An 18,037-nucleotide genomic window follows, 5' to 3' on the forward strand; every position below is an offset into this window, starting at 1 on the left:
ACGGAAACGGGCGACCCAAAGGCCGCCCGTCGACTTGATGACTCTATGTCCCGGTTTGAAGGCTCAGGCCTCGCCCTCGTCGAGATCCTCGGCGGTTGGGTCGGCGTTCTCCAGGATGCGCTCGGCGACCAGGCCGGAATTCTGGCGGATGGTCGTCTCGATCTTGGCGGCGACGTCGGGATTGGCCTTGAGGAAGGTCTTGGCGTTCTCGCGGCCCTGGCCGAGGCGCTGGCTGTCGAAGGAGAACCAGGCGCCGGACTTCTCGACGATGCCGGCCTTGACGCCGAGATCGACCAGCTCGCCGGCCTTCGAGATGCCCTCGCCGAACATGATGTCGAATTCGACCTGCTTGAAGGGCGGCGCGACCTTGTTCTTGACGACCTTGACGCGGACCTGGTTGCCGGTCGCCTCGTCGCGCTCCTTCAGCGTCGAGACGCGGCGGATGTCGAGGCGCACCGAGGCGTAGAATTTCAGCGCATTGCCGCCGGTGGTGGTCTCGGGCGAGCCGTACATCACGCCGATCTTCATGCGGATCTGGTTGATGAAGATGACCATGCAGTTCGAGCGCGAGATCGAGGCGGTGAGCTTGCGCAGCGCCTGGCTCATCAGGCGGGCCTGGAGACCGGGCTGGTTGTCGCCCATCTCGCCCTCGATCTCGGCGCGCGGTGTCAGGGCGGCGACGGAGTCGATGACCAGCACGTCGATCGCGCCGGAGCGGACCAGCGTGTCGGTGATTTCGAGCGCCTGTTCGCCAGTGTCGGGCTGGGAGATCAGGAGATCGTCGAGATTGACGCCGAGCTTGCGGGCATAGACCGGATCGAGCGCATGCTCGGCATCGACGAAGGCGCAGACGCCGCCCTTCTTCTGAGCTTCCGCAATGGTGTGGAGCGCGAGCGTGGTCTTGCCGGAGGATTCAGGCCCGTAGATCTCGACGACGCGGCCCCTCGGCAGGCCGCCGACGCCGAGCGCGATGTCGAGGCCGAGCGAGCCGGTCGAGACCGTCTCGATCTCGATCGCCTGCTGGTTCTTGCCCAGGCGCATGATCGAGCCCTTGCCGAAAGCCCGTTCGATCTGCGAGAGCGCCGCGTCGAGCGCCTTGGCCTTGTCCATCGAAGAGCCTTCCACGAGCCTGAGATTCGCCTGATTCACGACGTGCGCTCCTTATGGCAGGGGCGCGACCACATCTCAATCCGCGCCATGGCGAGGACTATGGTCATGGTTTGTTCTCTCCCGCAAGTTCTTTTTTTGTTCTCATTGGGGTATAGCTAAAATCGTAGGAGCGGGCCGGTCGGCGGCCGCGCTCCAGCTCGTCCTTCAAGCCGACGCGTCAGGTGCAGACCCATTCGCGCACTGCGCATTGCGTGCCTGTCCGCTCGCAGGCCTGCACGGCCTGATCCTCGGCCTCCTGGCGCGTCGGCGCAGCCTTTGCGCTCCAGGGCGTCATGCGGTCGCTCTTGTCCTTGGCCACGGCGAGCGCGCCGCAGTGATGGTACGGGAAGCCGGTGCGGTCATCATCGTCCCAATGGCGATGATTGCGGAAGACGCTCACGACGACGCATGCGTCGCCGCCAGCCCGCCGGCAATGCTCGAGGGCGATGTCCGCCGCCTCTTTCCGCTTGTCGGCGCCCCAGAAGAAGCCGTGCTTCTGGTCGGCGCTCGAATAGGCGATCGCCGCCCAGATGCCGCTTTCCTTCGTCGCGGGCGGAGGCGATTTTCGAGCCGGCGCCAGATCGGCTGCGCCGAGCTGACTCGCGCAGGCGACAAGCACGGCAATGGCTGCAATGGCAGAGCGGAGTTTCATCTTGGCTCCTTATCGTCTGGCGGCCGAGGCTACGGAAACGACGACGCAGCCACTTCCCGTCGGGAGAAGCAGCGCGTTGCCGCCATTATTGGCGACGGCGTAGACGGCGATCTGGCCGAGATTGCTGGCCAGTTTGCTGCCTTGCGGGAGAATGGCCGGAATCTCGCTGCACGGGGTGGAGAATGGCGCCACCCGCACCATGGTGCCTTCGCAGGTCGATTGCGTCGGTGCGGCGAAGACGACGCCGGCGGCCGGTCCGCTATAGTTCTGGGCGGTGTAGCTCATGCCGACCAGGGCCTGCACGGCATGACGATCGGCAGCTTCGTTGTTCCACGACGACTGGACGTCGTATTTCGCGCCATTCGTCAGCAGCTCTCCGAGAACCGGGAACACGGTGGAGCAGCTCTTCAGGCCCGCCTGCCTGGCGTGCTGCAGGAAGGGCGTTTCGGGGCGGGACGGGTCGGTCTTGTTCGTTTCCGCGATCGCCGGTTGCGAGACGAGGTTTCGGATCGTGGCGTAATTCATCGAGCCGTAGGCGAGCCCGCCCAGGGCAACGATGCCGATCGCCGAATAGATCGCGATCCGGGTCCAGTTGCGGTTGGACGCGGTGCGGTCGTCGCCACGGCCTGGCCGGGCCGAATGGCCCTCCTGCCGCGACATGATCCGATCATGGATGGATTGCTGGTTCATCGGTCTCGCCTGTTCATCTGATCGCCTCGACCGCTTTCGAGAGCCCCTTGAGGGTGGCGGCCAGGGTCACGGTCTTGCCGCCGCTCGTCTCGTAGGAGACCTCCGGGGTCGCGCTCTTGGAGATCTGCTCGCGCAGGACCGGCCCGACGGGAAGCATCCCGACGCAGACCGTGGCGTTGCAGCCGTCGAGCTGGACCTTGACCGGATTGGGTTGGCCTTGGAGTCTCAGCGATATCGGGCCGGGGTATTTCGCATCCGGCGCGGTGCGCAGGATCATGTAGGGCTTGCCGTCCTTCGAGGCCGCGAGCGACCAGCTGAAGGCCAGGCGGCCGGCAGCGTCCTCGATGGTCTGGGTCACGTTGCAGACCTTCTGCCGCGCCTGCAGGTTCTCGTCGCAGATCAGCGTCCAGTTCTCGAAGGGTTGGGTGATCCGGCGATAGCTCCCCAGCTTCGCGTTGGGCGGCAATGCCACGTCGGAGGGCTTGATCCTGTAGTCGGAACCCGGCGGCGCCTGTCCGGCCGAGTTCTGGCCGGACAGGAGCAAGCAAGCCATGACCATGGACGCTGCCGATGCGGCTCGCTTGCCAGTCATGCCGTTCTCAGTTCAGCGTGACGCTGACACCGGCGCCGACGCCCCATTCGCCACCGCTGGTCGCGCCGGTCAGGTTGGCGCGGACGCGGCCGTTCTCGCTGGTGTAGCCGGCGCCGAAGGCGAACGCGCCCTCGTTTCGCCAGACGCCGCCACCAGCCGCCACGCTGAGCTTGCCGGGACGATCGTCGAAGCGGAGCGACGCCGCCGCAAGCCCGACCGCAGCGGCCTGCCTCGCCTCCTGGCGCGCTGCGCGAATCTCCTGGTTCAGTTGTCCGAACTTCTGGTCGGTATAGGCCCTGCCGGCATCGACGATGTTTGCGATCTGGCTGTCCGTATAGGCCTTGGCCTCGGTGATGCCCCGGTTGAGCTGGTTGACGTTGACGGCGTCGGTCCCTCTCACGCCTTCGGCGACGTTGGAGATGACGACCGGCGCATTGGGGTCGCCGCCCTGCAGGGTCAGGCTGTTCTTCTTGCTGCCATCGACGTTGAGGTCATAGAAGACGGCGGTGTTGTTGATCGCGCCGATGCCGCCTTGCATGCTTTCCAGCGCCTGGTTGGTCGCGTAGAGCTGCGAGCCGTTGATCGCATCGGTGCTGGCCGCCGAGATGCGTCCGGCGGCGACGTTCGTCAGCGTCCTCTCCGCGCCCACATTGCCGATGCTCACGGTGCCCACCGGGGCGGCGCCGGCGAAGTTGTAGACCGTGCCGCGGATCGTGACGCCCGTGGTTGCGACCGTCGCGTCCGTCGCGGAGCCGGCGCCGAGCGCGACGCTGCCGGCGTGGCTAGCCGTGGCGCCGGGGCCGAGGGCGAGCGCTTGGATGCCGTTCGCGGTCGAGTTGGTGCCGAGCGCGACTCCGTCCGCCAGATTGACCGTCGCGTTCTGGCCGATGGCGATGCCGCCGGGCGCGGTCATCTGCACGATGGCGCCGTTGCCCATGCCGATGCCGTTGTCGCCATTGACCGTCGTGCGCGGGCCGACCGCCACCGAGTCGACTCCGACCGCCAACGAGTCCGAAGCGGTCGAGTTGGCGTGGAAGTACTGGATCGGCGTCACCGAGAAGGAGCTCATGGCGCCCTTCAACTGCCGAAGCGTGACGGCGTCCTGGTCCTCCGTTCCGTCAGCCACGTTGGTGATCTGGCGGAAGGATGTGAGATTGCCCACCGAAACGGCGCCAAGCAACGTCTTGTCGGTGGTATTGTAGGGGATGAGATTGGTTCCCACCGTAATCGTGCCGGACGTCGGCGCCAGAGCGCGATCGGTGACCGAGCCGGAGCCGAGCGCGATGCTGCCCAGGATGGTGGCCTGGCTGTCGCGGCCGAGCGCCAGCGAATTGTCAGCGGCGGCGATCGCCTGGTAGCCGACGGCCGTGGCCGCGATCCCCTGGGCGAAGGAATCGGCGATCGCAAGGGTCCGGTCGTTGGTGCGCACATAGCGGATGCCATCACCGTTGGCGTCGGTGTAGGCGGTCGAGACATTGCCGGCGATGTTGTTGACCGTCGTGCCGAGCGTGGTGAGGTTGGTCGTGTTCAGCGTGACCTGCTGGTTGGTCGCAAAGAGCTGCGAGCCGTTCACCGCGTCGGTCGATCCGGCTGTGAGCTGCCCGGCCGCGACGTTCTGGATCTGGCGCTCGGCGCCGGCCGAGCCGACCGAGAAGGCGCCGCCAGCCGGGTTCGCACCCGCGAAGGTGTAGGCCGTGCCGCCGATCGTCGTGCCCCCCACCGCCGTCGTCGTGCCCGACACCGAACCATTGCCGATGGCGACGTCCCCGGCGTTGTTGGCGATCGCGGCCGGGCCGATGGCGACGGAATCCGTCCCCAGGGCCTGCGAATCCGGCAGGACCGAATTGGCGTGGAAATACTTGATGCCGGCGCCGGTGGTGATGTTGTTGACGGTGACGCCGATGGCATCGACCGCCTGGTTGGTCGCGAACAGCTGCGAGCCGTTGATCGCGTCGGTCGAGGAGCCGCTGATCCGGCCCGGTGCGACATTGGTGATGGTGCGCTCGGCACCCGCTGCGCCGACGCTCACCGTCGAGGTTGGCGTGGCCGTGCCGGCGAAGGTATAGGTCGTGCCGTTGATGACGGCATTGGCGGTACCCACCGCGACCGCGGTCGTCGAACCCGAGCCCAGGGCGACGTCGCCGGCATTGTTGGCGACGGCGGTGTCGCCGAAGGCGAGCGCGCCCGCAGCGCCGGCGCGGCTGAAGTTGCCGAGCGCGACCGAGCCCTGGCCGATCGCGACGTTGTTGTTGCCGATGGCGACCGCGCCATTGGCCGCATTGCCCGCATTGGCGCTCGCCGTGCCGTCGGCATTGGCGATGTTGTTCGCGCCGCCGGTGAAGGCGCCGGTGCCGCTGGCGAAGCTCGGATCGCCGATCGCGACCGCCCCGTCGCCATAAGCGACATTGCCGGCGCCGATCGCGACAGCCTTGCCCCCGCTTGCGTTTGCGGCGGTGCCGATGGCGACGGCGTCGACGGAGCTGGCGACGGAGCCGAGTCCGGCCGCGATCGCATTCTGGCCGCTCGCGGTAGCATTGTTGCCGAGCGCCACGGAGGAGACGCCCGTGCTCTGCGCTCCCGAACCTGCCGCAAGAGAACCGAAGCCACTCGCCACGGCCTGATTACCGACTGCCGTGGCAAAATCTGCCGAGGCATTGGCGACGGTGCCGAACGCTGATGAGCTAATCCCTCCGGCGCTGGAGTTGAAACCAACGGCGGAAGAATCGGTGCCGGTGGCGTTGGCAACACGGCCGCCGGCGAACGAACGGTCGCCACTGGCCGTGGCGTTGCCGACCGCAGCGGAGTTCGCTCCCGAAGCAACGCTGAAGGTGCCCAGAGCGACTGAGCCGGCACCCGTGGCCTGGGTAGCGGCGCCGAGCGCGACAGAGTTGGTGTTGTTTGCGACCGCGCTGGTGCCCAGCGCAATCGCGCTGCTGACCGTGGCCGTTGCGTCCTGGCCTATGGCGATCGTAAGGCCGCCGCTTGCCTGGGCCCTCACGCCGAACGCCATCGCTGCAGCACCGGTCGCATCGGCGGAGTTGCCAAGTGCGACGGAATTGATCCCCGACGCCACGGTGTTGCTGCCGAGCGCGTAGGCACCAGCGGCCGATGCGTTGGCCGCGATACCTATCGACACGGCATTAACCCCGGTCGACTGGCTCGCGCGTCCTATCGCAGTGGCGTCGACCGCGTTTGCCGTCACGTCCGTGCCGATGGCGATGGCGCCCTGTTGAAGGGCGCCCCCTCCCGCAACAGTGCGGTTGCCGAGATTGACGGCGTTGATCGCGGTCGCGGTCGCTTGGAAGCCGATGGCGATGGAATTCTGCTGGCTTGCGACGGCGCTATTGCCTTGGGCAAGCGAATCCAGTCCGGACGCTGTTGCCCCAAATCCGAGCGCGGTGGCGCGCAGCCCGGTCGCCCGGGTAACATAGCCGATCGCCGTCGAGTTCGTTCCGTCGGCACGCGCATTCAGGCCAAAGGCGGCCGCGCCTGCGGCGGCAACCGAGTTGACGCCAATGGAGCTTGCTCCGTCCGCAGTGGCTTGGGCGTTCCCGCCTATGGCGAGCGCGTTGACGCCGTTCGCGCCTGCGAAGACACCGATGCCTATGGAATTGAGGCCATTGACACTCATCGAATAGCCGATGGCGATCGTAGCGTTGCCCGTTGCGCTGTTGGAGGTGCCCAACGCCACGCTGTTGGCGCCATTCGTGGTGGCACCGTTACCGATGGCGACGGCGTTGCCGCCTGTCGCCGAACCGCCGCCAGCCTGGTATTGCGCCTGCGCTGGCGTGGAGAGGCCGAGCGCGGCGAGCACAGCCAGGCCGCCGATCGCGCCGGCCGAACGCAGGCCGCCGCCGACACCCAGTGTCCCGAGGCCCATGCCCTTGCGACTGACGCCGAGCACGCGGTGGGCCATGCGCAGCACCGCCATCAGCCGGCGGCGCAGCGAGCGGCTGTCGCCGCCTGAAACCCAATTGCCGGCGAAGCCGCCACGGAACCTACCCTGCGCGCGCATGTCAGTGCAGTCAGTCATCAGCCCACTTGCTCCTTAGCCCCGCTCGAAAGCTCTCGATGTGCCGCATCGGCTTTGGCGTCTGTGTGATCGGTGGTTTCTGCGTGATTGGTTCGGTCGCGCTGTTCGATCAGCGTCATTGCGATTTTGGTTCCGTGCTCCTCCGCCAGGCCGAAGGCTCTTTCGACCCATGGCTGGCTGGGTTCGGGAACGGCATGCAAGGCTGCATGAACGCGCTCGGGCGGCAGCTTCCGCCCGATGACGGCGCTGCAGGCCGTGAAATGAAGAGCCGGCTCGCGCTCGGCATAGAAGGGAGAGGTCAGGCCGAGGACGAGGCGGGAGAACAGAAAATCGATCTCCGCCGTGGTCAGCCGGTCAACATATTGACTCTGTATAGCCGCCCATGCGGCGTCGGCCTTCGAGCAAATTAATTCAAATTCAGTAATTGTCTTGCTCATACGTCAAGTCGACCGCCGCGTCAGAAGCTTATTAGTGCAGCTTGATGAGTACCTATGGTTGCACGCCCAGGTAAAGCACCGATTTTGCCTCTTTGAAGACACGGAATTAGCGCATTGAGGGCAGAAGCGTGGCCAGACGCATGTATTGAGTCCGGAAGCGCGGATTGTGCTCAGAAATTCGGCAAACGTTGGCCGTCGAGGTGCTTGCCATGCACTACTTGATTGGAGGGCATGTCGGCGGCTCATGACGGGTCGCGTTGCTTGAGAGTTCGGACAGGCGACTGGGCGCGTCGCGCCGTTCCGGCCTCAGGATCCGGAATCCCCGGCATTCCGCGAATCGCCTCGCGGATCGGGCTCTACGCTCCGTCTCCGGCTCTGCCGGCGCGGGCTTCACGCTGTCCGAATGCTCTCAAGGCGTCACAGATGACGCCGGCGAACGCCGTCGCGGCCGGTGACAGGTTGCGGTCGGGCGATTTGCAGCAGGCGAGCACATTCTGCGAAAGCAGGGCATCGTCGACCTCGACATGGGCCAGTCGCGCCCGATCCTCTTTCTGCTCTCGCCCGGTCACGATGCTGACCCCGACTCCGCATTCCACGAGCGAATGGATCAGCTCGAAGGAGTTCGTCTGGACAACCTGATTGATCGGCGCATTGGAGCCACCGAAAGCAATATCGAATACTTGCCGTATAAGTCCCGCCCCGTCCGGCACGATGAAATTGTGTCCGCCGAGGTCTGACAGCGCGACGGAGGCTCGTGCCGCAAGGGGATGATCAGGGGAGGCGATCATATACATCTTGAGAGAGATGCTCTCCATGTATGACAGCTCCGCATCCGGAGAGAAATTATAGGCAACGGCAAAATCGATGTCGCCGTCCTTCAGACGCGAAACCAGCCCACGCGTGCTGTCGACCTTAACCCCGAAGGTTATATTCGGATGGGCCTGGTGAAAACTCTTGATTGCGTCCGGCAAAATGGCATTGACGACGACGTCGTTGAAGCCGACCGTCACATGCCCGCGCCCCAGACCCTGCAGCGCCATGATCTCATCATTTGCGATGCGCAGTTCATCGATCGCCGAACGCAGGCGGAACTGCAGGATGCGTCCCGCTTCCGTCAGTTGCAGCCCGGCTCGGCCGCGCGCCCGCTCGAACAGCTTCACGCCGAGATCGGTCTCGAGATTGCTGACCTGCCGGTTGATCGCCGACGCTGCGATGTGCAGGGATTCCGCCGCAGCGCGAAAGGAGCCACGCTCGGCCACTTCGGAGAAGTAGCGTAGCGTGGTCGAACCCACCAATTTTGGAATCACCGGGTGCTCCGATAGCCATGCAACAGCCCGGTTTTCCACCGAAAATCAGGTGTCGCGAATCCTGATGGCGGGCAGCCCTCGCCATTGCCTTCATGAGGCGTGATGACGTTAGGTGACTGTCAATCGGTGATGCCGGCGGACCGCTCAGGTGGTTAAAACGTTTGAAATTTTTCTGGGGATATGCGGCAGGGATGGCCGCAATTCGACGGCAGGACGTTCGCTTGAACGCGCTGGTTGTAGATCTGAGGCGCGAATGCGATCGGCCCGAGGAGCGTGATGCACAGATCCCTGATCCGGCTGCTCCTGATCCCGCTCGATCTCATCGTCGGGCTCGTCATCCTGCTCGACGAGTTGGTGCGGCCGCTCTATCGGCCGCTGATCGCCCGGTTCGCCTCGCTCCGGCTGGTGGCGCGGTGTGAAGAAGCGATCGGGCGATTGCCGCCCTATGGCGCGCTGGTCGCCCTTGCGATTCCCTTCGCCATCGTCGAGCCGCTGAAGCTGCTCGGCCTGCTGTTCCTGGCGCGCGGAGCATTCACGGCGGGTATCGTCACGACGGCGATCGGCCATCTCGCCGGCTTCCTCTTGGTCGAGCGCGTCTACCATGCCGGGCGGGCGCAGCTCCTCACCATCCCCTGGTTCGCGCGGATCATGGGCTGGATCGACGCGATCCGGCAGGCGGTGATCGGCCGGATCAAGGCGAGCGCGGCATGGCGACGGGCAGTTGTGCTCGGGCAGGCGGGGCGGGAGCGTTTGCGGAGCTTCAGGCTCTGGCTCGCAAGCTTGCGTGCCTGACGAATCCGGGCTCGCAGCGCCGACAGAAGGACGTCATTCCTCCGGCTCGGCCTGCCAGGCGGCGGCGAGCCGCTCCAGCTCCAGCGTGTAGCAATAGAGCGCGAACACGATCGCGAGGAGCAGGCCGGAGCGCCAGACCAGGGTGAAGCTATCGGCGAGCTTCGTCAGCTCAGGCAGATGACGCAGGAAGTAGATCGAGGCCAGCGCGCCGCCGCCGATTGCGCCGAGGCGGGCGGCGAAAGCCAGCAGATGCCCCAAGGCCAGATTGCGGAAGCCCCGCGGCACCGGCAGCCGATACAGGCGGGTCCAATAACAAAACTGGCCTAGCAGCGCCGCCACGATCACCTGCGCCAGAATCTCGCTCGGCAGCGACTGCTGCTCGCCGATATGCGCGACCAGGATGCGGAAGATGGCGTGGATGTAGAAGAGGATCACCAGCGCGCAGGCGGTCTGCACGAGAAGCAGCAGCGTGTAGGCGAGAACGGGCCGTGGTGTCATCGGCGCAGGATAGAGAGCCGCCCGGCGCCGATCAAACGAGCTGGCCCCGACAGGAACCGGCAGCGAGGGTCGCGGCAGCGCGCCCGGCGGCCTCGACATAGGCCGGGTCGCGGTGGACGAGCATGACCGAAAAGGCGCCGTCCATCAGCAGCACGACCTGCCGAGCGAGCTCATCTGGCGCGGCGGCACCGCGATCGGCGCAGGCGCCGGCGAGCCAGCGCTCGAAACCGGCCTTGTGGCGCGCGCCGATCTTGATGGCGGGATGGCCGGGCAGGTTGGCGAGCTCGGCGGCGGTGCGCAGGAAGCCGCAGCCCTTCCAGCGCGGATGCCGGGCCGCGCGCGCGAGGTTCTGGAAGATCGCCTCGACCTTCTGCGGCAGCCCGCCCTCGGCCTTGTCGAACCAGCCGGCCATCAGCTTGAGATTGGGCTGGTCACGCGCCTCGAGATAGGCGGCGACGAGCTCGTCCTTGCTCTCGAAGTGGTAGTAGAGCGTGCGCTTGGTGACGCCTGCCTTCTCGGCCACCGCGTCGACGCTGACGGCGCGGATGCCCTCGCCATAGAAGAGCTTGCTGGCGGCGTCGATGATGCGCTTGCGGGTCGGGCTGTCGGGTTCGGCCATGCCTCATGTATACCGTACAGGTAGTATACATCGTCAAGCTTGGAGCGCAGCCTTCCGCTATCTGAAAGCGGAAGAAAGCCAAGGCGATGCCCGACAATGATCTCATCCTGATTCAACAGCGCGAGGCGATCGCGACGCTGACGCTGAACCGCCCCGAGAAGCTGAATGCGCTGAGCTACGGGCTGATCGACCGCCTGCTCGAAATCCTCGACCGGATCGAGGTCGACCCGTCGATCCGCGCGGTGATCCTGACCGGCGCCGGCGAGCGCGCCTTTTCGGCCGGCGGCGACATCCACGAGTTCTCGCAGAGCGTCGCGGCCGGGCCGGAGCAGGCGGTGCGCGATTTCGTCCGCCGCGGCCAAGCACTGACGGCGCGCCTGGAGGCGTTCGGCAAGCCGGTGATCGCGGCGGTGAACGGGCTCGCCTATGGCGGCGGCTGCGAGGTCACCGAAGCGGTGCCGCTCGCCATCGCCAGCGAGCGTGCGATGTTCGCCAAGCCGGAGATCAATCTCGGCATGCCGCCGACCTTCGGCGGGACGCAGCGTCTGCCGCGGCTCGCCGGGCGCAAGCGCGCGCTGGAGCTGCTCCTGACCGGCGATCCGTTCACGCCGCAGCGGGCGCTCGAGTTGGGGCTGATCAACGCGGTGGTGCCGCATGAGGAGTTGCTGCCGGCGGCGCAGGCGCTGGCTCAGCGCATCATCAGGCATTCGCCGCTGGCGGCGGCGAGCATCCTCATGGCGGTGACGCGCGGCATCAACGCCAGCATCGCCGAGGGATTGCTGATCGAGAGCGAGCAGTTCGCCCGCGTCGCGCCGACGGCCGATCTGCGCGAGGGCCTCGACGCCTGGATGGCGCGGCGCCAGCCGGTCTATTCCGGCGGCTGGTCGCTGGTCGCCAAGGCGGGCTGAGGGGGGCACAGATGAGCGATCATACGAGCTTCAGCCGCGAGGCTTTCGCTGCCTTCCGTGCCGACGACCGGCCGGGCCCGGTGCAAATGCTGAACCTGATCCGGCTCAATGCCGAGGCGCAGTATCCGGACGGGCCTCATGGCGGTGGAACTCAAGCCTTCGCGAACTATGGCCGGATCAGCGCGCCGGTGCTGGCGCGGCTCGGCGGGCGCATCATCTGGCGCGGCGGCTTCGAGCAGATGCTGATCGGCCCGGAGGACGAGCGCTGGGACATCTGCTTCATCGCCGAATATCCCAGCGTCGAGGCCTTCGCTAGCCTCTTCCGCGATCCTGTCTATCGCGAGGCGATGCTGCACCGACAGGCGGCGGTGAAGGATTGTCGCCTGATCCGGTTGGCGCCGGCGGAGGCGGGCGTGACCTTCGCCGAATAGGGCAGGGCTGCTCAGCCCTGCCGCAGGCGCCCGATCAGGCCATGGATGTCGCCGAGCACGAAGAGGTCGCGGACGAGGCCGTCCTCGAAGGTGAAGGCTGGCGCGCCATGCCACCAGACATGGCGGCCTGTTGGTGGCACCCCGAACATCTCGCGGCGGTGGAAACCGTGGAAGCGCAGCCGGCCGAAGACGCGGTCGCCTTCCTCGACGATTGCCAGGATGTCGGAGGTGTAGCTGCCGAGCGCGCCGGTGACCCAGTCGACATAGCCCGCGAATTCGCGATGGCCGCGCAGGACCGGGCCGAGCGAGCCGCGAAAGGTGAAGTCCTCGTGGAAGATCCGCGGGATCAGCGACTTGTCGGCGTGGTCCCACATCTCCTTGTAGAAGACCCTGACGATTTCCTTCTGCGGCGAGAGCGTGACGCCGTCGAAGGCGAGCGCAGGTTCGTCCTGCGGTGCGTCCCGGCCCTGCGGCATCTCAGTCATGCTCGGCTCTCCTTCGAATGTCGCAAACTCCGCCAGGAGCGTGCCGAGTGAGACATCAAATGTCGCAGACCGTCATTGGGCAATTGCGCATACCGGTTAGGCGTTGGGACCTCCGCCCGCCTGCGGGCAAATCTGATCAACCTGCGGTGCGCGGTGGTTCCGCCATGGCGGGCGCGGCCGTTTTCGAGCCACCCAGCTGGCGCGAGAGTCCATCCATGGCGAGGAAGATCACCGGGGTGATGAACAGCGTCAGCACCTGCGAGACGATCAGCCCGCCGACCACCGCGAGGCCGAGCGGCTGACGCAGCTCTGCGCTCGCGCCGGCGCCGATCGCGATCGGTAGCGCGCCGAGGATCGCCGCCAGCGTCGTCATGATGATCGGACGGAAGCGGCGCAGGCACGCCTCGCGGATCGCGGTTTCCGGCGGCTCGCCTGCGCGCTGCAGTTCGAGCGCGACGTCGATCATCATGATCGCGTTCTTCTTGACGATGCCGATCAGCATCAGGAGCCCGATCACGGCGATGACCGAGAGGTCGAGGCCGAAGAGCTTGAGCGTCAGGAGCGCGCCGAGCGCCGCCGCCGGCAGGCCGGTCAGGATGGTCAGCGGATGAATGAAACTCTCATAGAGAATGCCGAGCACGATGTAGATCGTCAGCACCGCACCGGCGACCAGCAGGCCCTGGTTGCCGAGCGACTGCTCGAAGGTCTTGGCGACGCCGGCGAAGCTGGTGCCGATCTGCGGTGGCATATTGAGCCCGGCCTTGATCGCGTCGATGCGCTGCACGGCCTCTCCTAGCGCGCGGCCGGCCGGCAGGTTGAAGGAAAGGGTGACGGCCGGGAGCTGTCCGAGCTGGTTGACGGTCAGGGGGCCGGCCTTGCGCTCGATCCTGGCGAAGGTGCCGAGCGGGATGAGTGCGCCGGAGGAGGAGCGGAAGCGGACCTGGTCGAGCCGGTCGTTCGACCATTGGATGCCGGGGTTGAATTCGATGATGACCTGATAGCTGTCGCTGGTGGTGTAGATCGTCGAAATCTGGCGCACACCGAAGCCGGAATAGAGGCTCGAGCGCAGCACGTCGGCGGTGATGCCCAGCGACTGCGCCTTGGCCCGGTCGACGACGAGGTTGGCGAGCAGGGCCTTGTTCTGCAGGTCGGTGGTGACATCGACGAAGAGCGGGTCGCGCTGCAGCGCCTCCAGCATCTTGCCGGACCAGTCTGACAGTGCCGCCTGGTCGATCGCCTGCATCACGAACTGGTACTGGCTCTTCGAGGAGCGTGCGCCGATGTTGAGGTTCTGCACCGGCGACATATAGGCCGCGATGCCGGGGATGGCGGCGAGCTCTCGGCGTAGATCCGCGAGCATCTGCTGCAAGGACGGGCGCTGTGCCTTCGGCTTCAGTTCGACGAAGAGCCGCCCGGCATTGAGGCTGCTGGACTGGCCACCCGAACCGATGGTCGAGGCGACATGAGCGACATAGGGCGAGCGCCGGAAGACCTCCTCGACCTTCTGCTGCAGGACCGACATGGCGTCGAAGGAGATGTCCTGGCGCGCTTCGGTCGCGACCTGGAGCTGGCCGATATCCTCCTGCGGGAAGAAGCCCTTGGGGATGGTCATCACCAGCCAGGCGCTGGCGGCGACGCTGGCGACGAAGATCATCAGCACGGTGCGGCGGTATTTCAGGCTGAGGTCGAGCCCGGTGCGATAGGCGCCGAGCACGGCGTCGAAGCCGCGTTCGAGGAAGGCGAGGCGGTCCTTGCCCGCACCGGCGCTGTGGGCTGCCGCGCTGGCGCCAAGTCGGGCACACATCATCGGCGTCAGCGTCAGCGAGACGAAGGCCGAGGCGAGGATGGCGACGGTGACGACGACCGCGAACTCGTTGAAGACGCGCCCGATCACGCCGCCCATCAACAGCACCGGGATGAAGACGGCGACCAGCGAGATCGAGATCGAGACGATGGTGAAGCCGATTTCGCTCGAGCCCTTCAGCGCCGCATCGAAGGCCGAGAGCCCGTCCTCCTCCATGTGGCGGACGATGTTCTCGAGCATGACGATGGCGTCGTCGACGACGAGGCCGACGGCGAGCGTCAGGCCGAGCAGCGAGATGTTGTCGATCGAGAAGTCGAACAGATACATCGCTCCCAGCGTCGCGATCAGCGAGATCGGCACGGCGACGGCCGGGATCAGCGTCGCGGTGAAGCGGCGCAGGAAGAGGAAGATCACTGCGACGACCAGCACGATCGTCAATCCGAGCGTGAACTGAACGTCCTCGACCGCCTGGCGGATCGAGGCGGAACGGTCATTGAGCAGGCCGAGTGTGGTCGCCGGCGGCAGCAGCGACTGCATCTGGCCGATCGCTGTCCTGACGCGGTCGACGACTTGGACGGTGTTGGCATCGGGCTGGCGGAAGACCGCGACGACGAGGGCGCGCGAGCCATCATACCAGCTGGCAAGCTGAAGGTTCTCGACCGAGTCGATCACCTTGGCGACGTCGCCGAGCCGGACCGGACGCCCATCGCGGGTGGCGATGATGATGTCGGCAAAGTGCGCGGCGTCGGCGAGCTGCGTCTCGGCTTCGATCGTCAATTGCTGCGGGCCGGACTGCATGGTGCCGACCGGGGTGTTGACGTTGGCGGCGGTGATCGCCGTCTGCAGGTCGTTGATGCCGATGCCGCGAGCGGCGAGCGCCGTCGGGTCGACCTGGATGCGCACGGCATATTTCTGGCTGCCGAAGATCTGGACCTGCGCCACGCCCTCGACTGTGGAGAGGGTCGGCGAGAGCACCTGCTGGACGAAGGCGTCGATCTTGGAGAGCGGCGTGACCTCGCTCTTCAGCGCCAGCAGCAAGATCGGGGCGTCGGCGGGGTTGAATTTGCGGTAGCTCGGCGGCGTCGTCATGTCGACCGGGAGCTGGCGCTGGGTGCGGGCGATCGCGGCCTGGACGTCGGCGGCTGCCGCGTCGATGTCACGATCGAGCGCGAACTGGATCGCGATCGAGGTGGTGCCGAGCGCGTTGGTTGTGGCGATCGAGTCGATGCCGGCGATGGTGGCGAACTGCTTGATCAGTGGCGTCGCCACCGAGGTCGCCATGATCTCGGGCGAGGCGCCGGGCAACTGTGCCGAGACGTTGACGACCGGGAATTCAGCCCGGGGCAGCGCCGCGACCGGCAGGGAGCGCCAGGCGAACAGGCCGCCGAGGATCAGCGCGCACGACATCAGGATCGTCGCGACCGGATGGCGGATGCAAAAGGCCGAGACCGACATGGCGCGCCCTCACGGCTTGGTGGTTGGCGGGGCGGACAGCCTGATCCGGGTGCCGGGCGCCAGCCGCGACTGGCCTTCGGTGACGATTTTCTCGTCCTGCGACAGCCCCGATGCGAGCGCCGCGACGCCGTTCTCGTTGGAGGCGACCTTGACCGGCCTCGCCTCGACCGTGTCGTCGGGTTTGGCGACGTAGACGAAGGGGCCCTTCTGGCCCTCCTGCAGGGCGACGGAGGGCACGGTGACCGTTTCGGGCAGCATGCCGAGCTGGACGACGACATCGACATATTGCCCGGGCCAGAGCCGGTGCGGCTCGTTCGTGAACAGCGCCTTCACGCTGACCGTGCCGGAGGGGATATCGACCGCGGAATCGATGAAGGAGAGGTCGCCGGTGGCGAGTTCCTCGCGCGTGCCGGAGGCGAAGGCCGTGACTTTCGCTGGCGTCTGCGCCTTCGCCGCGGCCTGCACCAGGGTCAGGTCGCGCTCGGGCAGGGTGAAGGTGACGCGGATCGGAGCGAGCTCAGTCACCGTCACGAGATTGCTGTTGGCGTCATTGACCCGGACCGCATTGCCCGGCGTCGCCGTGATGGCGCCGAGCCGGCCCGAGATCGGGGCGGTGATCGTGGTGTAGCCGAGCCGGACGCGGTCGAGCGCCAATGTCGCCTCATCAGCCTTGACGGCGGCGTTGGCGACCGCCTCGTCGGCCGTCGCCTGGTCGAGCGCCTGCTGCGTGCCGGCGCCCTTGTCGACCAGGCTCTTCTGGCGGGCGAGGTCGGCGCGCTTTTGCGCCACGGCCGCCTTGTCGCGCTCGACATTGGCCTCGTCGCGGGCGACCTGCGCCTTGAGCTCGCGATCATCGAGGGTGAAGAGCAGGTCGCCCTGCTTGACCTCCTGCCCCTCCTTGACGTGCTGGTCGGCGATGACGCCATCGAGGCGGGACTTGACCGCGACGATGGCAACCGGCTCGGCGAAGCCGATCGAGCGGCGTGTCACGGGCACGTCGGCGCGGCCGGCGAGCATGGTCGTGACCGGTGTCGATGGCGGCCCTTCGCGGCGCTCGGCATGAGCCTGCTCCGGGCCGTCCTGCGGTCTGATCACCCGATAGGCGGCGAAGGCGGCGACAGCCACCAGAAGGGCTATGATCGCGTAACGTTTCATCGAAGGTCCCGGCGCAGTGCTGTCGACGACGAGCCACCTTACAGCCAGCCGCCCAGGAGCGCCTGTCCAGAGCATGAACTCTTGGTAATGCTGGTCGGCGGCAGGACGTCCCGGTGCCGTCATTTCGAAGCAGGAAGGGACCGGAGGAGGTGTTGGGTCAGGTGTCCGACAAGGAGGCAAAACCCTTGATCGGATGGGCGCCAATTCTACGAAGCCGGATGCAATTATTTAAGGTGTCCGCGCTATTGGCTTGGTAGTCATTGCTCAGAAGGTCGCTCTGCATGAGTGCGCTGTCGCCGAACGAATTCAGATCGTCGATCGATCTCGAAAAACGCAAATTCCACATGAAGTCCTATTTCGAGAGCAGCTTCTACCGACAGTATCGCGCGGCGAACATGGCTCTGGGCAGCCTGGGGCGGAGTCCTCGCGTCCTGTCATTGGGAGCTGGCGGAGCTTTCGTCGAGGAGGTTGTCCAGAAACATCTCGATGCTTCGGTCTTCGTCGTCGATTTCGCCGAAACCCTGAAAATCGAAGGCGAACTCTACGGGAACTTCGCCGGCATGTTCGCCGGCGACATCTCCGCGCCAGAGTGGGTTTCTCCGCTCGATGCCGTCGACGCCGTCTTCTGGTTCGACAATATCGAGCATTTGCGTACGGATCCGACAGGGATCCTGCGCAAGCTGCGTTCAGCTCTCTCGGATACCGGGCAGATCTTCATAACCACCGATAATTTCGCGCGGCTGCGGAACATCCTGAAGCTGATCTTCAACCGCTCGATCGTCGCCTTGCCGCCCGACCTATTCGCCGATGTCGATTTCGAGCACGAATATGTCCACCGGCGCGAATATACGCGACCCGAGCTGGAAACCTGTCTGGCGGCTGCCGGCCTGAAGCTCGTCGAGATCGAAATGCTCTGGCAGAGCCCGTCCGAAAGCCTGAAGAAGCTGCCGTTCCGGACCTTCGAATACCTGTTCCCGCGCTTCCGTCCGCATATGCTGATCCGGGCGCAGAAGGCCTAGGGCGCCCGGTA

The 18,037-nt window shown here is 66.0% G+C and carries 16 protein-coding genes; 4 read left to right on the forward strand and 12 right to left on the reverse strand.

The window, feature by feature from the left end; all coding sequences use genetic code 11:
* Positions 1 to 63: 63 nt before the first annotated feature.
* The 7 genes from recA to ACSQ24_RS07940 all read right to left on the reverse strand — a co-directional run bounded on the left by recA (position 64) and on the right by ACSQ24_RS07940 (position 8,860).
* A complete protein-coding gene (gene recA, locus ACSQ24_RS07910) occupies positions 64 to 1,149 on the reverse strand; it encodes a recombinase RecA (RefSeq protein WP_282568159.1) in 1,086 nt (361 codons plus the stop codon).
* A 178-nt stretch (positions 1,150 to 1,327) separates the two neighbouring features.
* Positions 1,328 to 1,801, reverse strand: coding sequence for a DUF4189 domain-containing protein (locus ACSQ24_RS07915; protein WP_436094157.1), 474 nt, complete (start codon positions 1,799 to 1,801; stop codon positions 1,328 to 1,330).
* 9 nt (positions 1,802 to 1,810) lie between these two features.
* The gene (locus ACSQ24_RS07920; RefSeq protein WP_436094158.1) at positions 1,811 to 2,491 is read right to left on the reverse strand and encodes a hypothetical protein; all 681 of its coding nucleotides are present in this window, start codon (positions 2,489 to 2,491) and stop codon (positions 1,811 to 1,813) included.
* A gap of 13 nt (positions 2,492 to 2,504) precedes the next feature.
* Positions 2,505 to 3,050 (reverse strand): invasion associated locus B family protein, encoded by a 546-nt coding sequence (locus ACSQ24_RS07925; RefSeq protein WP_436097846.1) that lies wholly within the window; start codon positions 3,048 to 3,050, stop codon positions 2,505 to 2,507.
* Between the two features lie 40 nt (positions 3,051 to 3,090).
* Positions 3,091 to 7,116 carry a YadA-like family protein gene (locus tag ACSQ24_RS07930; RefSeq protein ID WP_436094159.1) on the reverse strand — a complete coding sequence of 1,342 codons (4,026 nt, stop codon included), beginning with the start codon at positions 7,114 to 7,116 and terminating at the stop codon, positions 3,091 to 3,093.
* The gene (locus ACSQ24_RS07935; RefSeq protein WP_436094160.1) at positions 7,116 to 7,553 is read right to left on the reverse strand and encodes a hypothetical protein; all 438 of its coding nucleotides are present in this window, start codon (positions 7,551 to 7,553) and stop codon (positions 7,116 to 7,118) included. The genes ACSQ24_RS07930 and ACSQ24_RS07935 overlap by 1 nt, the downstream gene beginning before the upstream one ends.
* Before the next feature lie 356 nt (positions 7,554 to 7,909).
* Positions 7,910 to 8,860, reverse strand: coding sequence for a LysR family transcriptional regulator (locus ACSQ24_RS07940; protein WP_436094161.1), 951 nt, complete (start codon positions 8,858 to 8,860; stop codon positions 7,910 to 7,912).
* Between the two features lie 276 nt (positions 8,861 to 9,136).
* On the opposite strand from ACSQ24_RS07940, the gene ACSQ24_RS07945 reads away from it, so the two are divergent.
* Complete coding sequence (locus ACSQ24_RS07945; RefSeq protein WP_436094162.1) at positions 9,137 to 9,652, forward strand: hypothetical protein; 516 nt, start codon at positions 9,137 to 9,139, stop codon at positions 9,650 to 9,652.
* A gap of 33 nt (positions 9,653 to 9,685) precedes the next feature.
* Here the strand turns inward: ACSQ24_RS07945 and ACSQ24_RS07950 are convergent, their stop codons facing one another.
* Complete coding sequence (locus ACSQ24_RS07950; RefSeq protein ID WP_436094163.1) at positions 9,686 to 10,150, reverse strand: hypothetical protein; 465 nt, start codon at positions 10,148 to 10,150, stop codon at positions 9,686 to 9,688.
* 31 nt (positions 10,151 to 10,181) lie between these two features.
* Entirely contained in the window at positions 10,182 to 10,769 is a 588-nt protein-coding gene (locus ACSQ24_RS07955; RefSeq protein ID WP_436094164.1) for a TetR/AcrR family transcriptional regulator, read from the reverse strand.
* Between the two features lie 86 nt (positions 10,770 to 10,855).
* Here ACSQ24_RS07955 and ACSQ24_RS07960 point away from each other — a divergent pair, with 86 nt between their 5' ends.
* Both ACSQ24_RS07960 and ACSQ24_RS07965 read left to right on the forward strand, forming a co-directional pair.
* A complete protein-coding gene (locus tag ACSQ24_RS07960; RefSeq protein WP_436094165.1) occupies positions 10,856 to 11,677 on the forward strand; it encodes a crotonase/enoyl-CoA hydratase family protein in 822 nt (273 codons plus the stop codon).
* A gap of 11 nt (positions 11,678 to 11,688) precedes the next feature.
* Positions 11,689 to 12,108 (forward strand): DUF1330 domain-containing protein, encoded by a 420-nt coding sequence (locus tag ACSQ24_RS07965; protein WP_436094166.1) that lies wholly within the window; start codon positions 11,689 to 11,691, stop codon positions 12,106 to 12,108.
* 11 nt (positions 12,109 to 12,119) lie between these two features.
* Here the strand turns inward: ACSQ24_RS07965 and ACSQ24_RS07970 are convergent, their stop codons facing one another.
* From ACSQ24_RS07970 to ACSQ24_RS07980, 3 genes are all read right to left on the reverse strand, one after another.
* Positions 12,120 to 12,593, reverse strand: a complete 474-nt coding sequence (locus ACSQ24_RS07970) for an ester cyclase (protein WP_436094167.1) — start codon at positions 12,591 to 12,593, stop codon at positions 12,120 to 12,122.
* Between the two features lie 136 nt (positions 12,594 to 12,729).
* On the reverse strand, positions 12,730 to 15,852 hold the full coding sequence (locus ACSQ24_RS07975) for an efflux RND transporter permease subunit (RefSeq protein WP_436094168.1): 3,123 nt from the start codon (positions 15,850 to 15,852) through the stop codon (positions 12,730 to 12,732).
* 9 nt (positions 15,853 to 15,861) lie between these two features.
* Positions 15,862 to 17,007 carry an efflux RND transporter periplasmic adaptor subunit gene (locus tag ACSQ24_RS07980; RefSeq protein ID WP_436094169.1) on the reverse strand — a complete coding sequence of 382 codons (1,146 nt, stop codon included), beginning with the start codon at positions 17,005 to 17,007 and terminating at the stop codon, positions 15,862 to 15,864.
* 281 nt (positions 17,008 to 17,288) lie between these two features.
* Between ACSQ24_RS07980 and ACSQ24_RS07985 the strand changes: the two genes are divergently transcribed.
* Entirely contained in the window at positions 17,289 to 18,026 is a 738-nt protein-coding gene (locus tag ACSQ24_RS07985) for a methyltransferase domain-containing protein (RefSeq protein WP_436094170.1), read from the forward strand.
* The last annotated feature ends 11 nt before the right edge of the window (positions 18,027 to 18,037 follow it).

Origin of the sequence: Allobosea sp. LjRoot237 (assembly GCF_964253285.1) — a bacterium.
In the GTDB taxonomy this organism is placed as follows: Bacteria; Pseudomonadota; Alphaproteobacteria; order Rhizobiales; family Beijerinckiaceae; genus Allobosea.

What these genes read in the sequence shown, in the direction of transcription:
- ACSQ24_RS07935 (WP_436094160.1), bottom strand. Translation starts at nt 7,553, where the DNA reads ATGAGCAAGACAATTACTGAATTTGAATTAATTTGCTCGAAGGCCGAC.
- ACSQ24_RS07945 (WP_436094162.1), top strand. Translation starts at nt 9,137, where the DNA reads ATGCACAGATCCCTGATCCGGCTGCTCCTGATCCCGCTCGATCTCATC.
- ACSQ24_RS07930 (WP_436094159.1), bottom strand. Translation starts at nt 7,116, where the DNA reads ATGACTGACTGCACTGACATGCGCGCGCAGGGTAGGTTCCGTGGCGGC.
- ACSQ24_RS07955 (WP_436094164.1), bottom strand. Translation starts at nt 10,769, where the DNA reads ATGGCCGAACCCGACAGCCCGACCCGCAAGCGCATCATCGACGCCGCC.
- ACSQ24_RS07925 (WP_436097846.1), bottom strand. Translation starts at nt 3,050, where the DNA reads ATGGTCATGGCTTGCTTGCTCCTGTCCGGCCAGAACTCGGCCGGACAG.
- ACSQ24_RS07920 (WP_436094158.1), bottom strand. Translation starts at nt 2,491, where the DNA reads ATGAACCAGCAATCCATCCATGATCGGATCATGTCGCGGCAGGAGGGC.
- ACSQ24_RS07985 (WP_436094170.1), top strand. Translation starts at nt 17,289, where the DNA reads ATGAGTGCGCTGTCGCCGAACGAATTCAGATCGTCGATCGATCTCGAA.
- ACSQ24_RS07975 (WP_436094168.1), bottom strand. Translation starts at nt 15,852, where the DNA reads ATGTCGGTCTCGGCCTTTTGCATCCGCCATCCGGTCGCGACGATCCTG.
- ACSQ24_RS07965 (WP_436094166.1), top strand. Translation starts at nt 11,689, where the DNA reads ATGAGCGATCATACGAGCTTCAGCCGCGAGGCTTTCGCTGCCTTCCGT.
- ACSQ24_RS07915 (WP_436094157.1), bottom strand. Translation starts at nt 1,801, where the DNA reads ATGAAACTCCGCTCTGCCATTGCAGCCATTGCCGTGCTTGTCGCCTGC.
- ACSQ24_RS07970 (WP_436094167.1), bottom strand. Translation starts at nt 12,593, where the DNA reads ATGACTGAGATGCCGCAGGGCCGGGACGCACCGCAGGACGAACCTGCG.
- ACSQ24_RS07950 (WP_436094163.1), bottom strand. Translation starts at nt 10,150, where the DNA reads ATGACACCACGGCCCGTTCTCGCCTACACGCTGCTGCTTCTCGTGCAG.
- ACSQ24_RS07980 (WP_436094169.1), bottom strand. Translation starts at nt 17,007, where the DNA reads ATGAAACGTTACGCGATCATAGCCCTTCTGGTGGCTGTCGCCGCCTTC.
- ACSQ24_RS07960 (WP_436094165.1), top strand. Translation starts at nt 10,856, where the DNA reads ATGCCCGACAATGATCTCATCCTGATTCAACAGCGCGAGGCGATCGCG.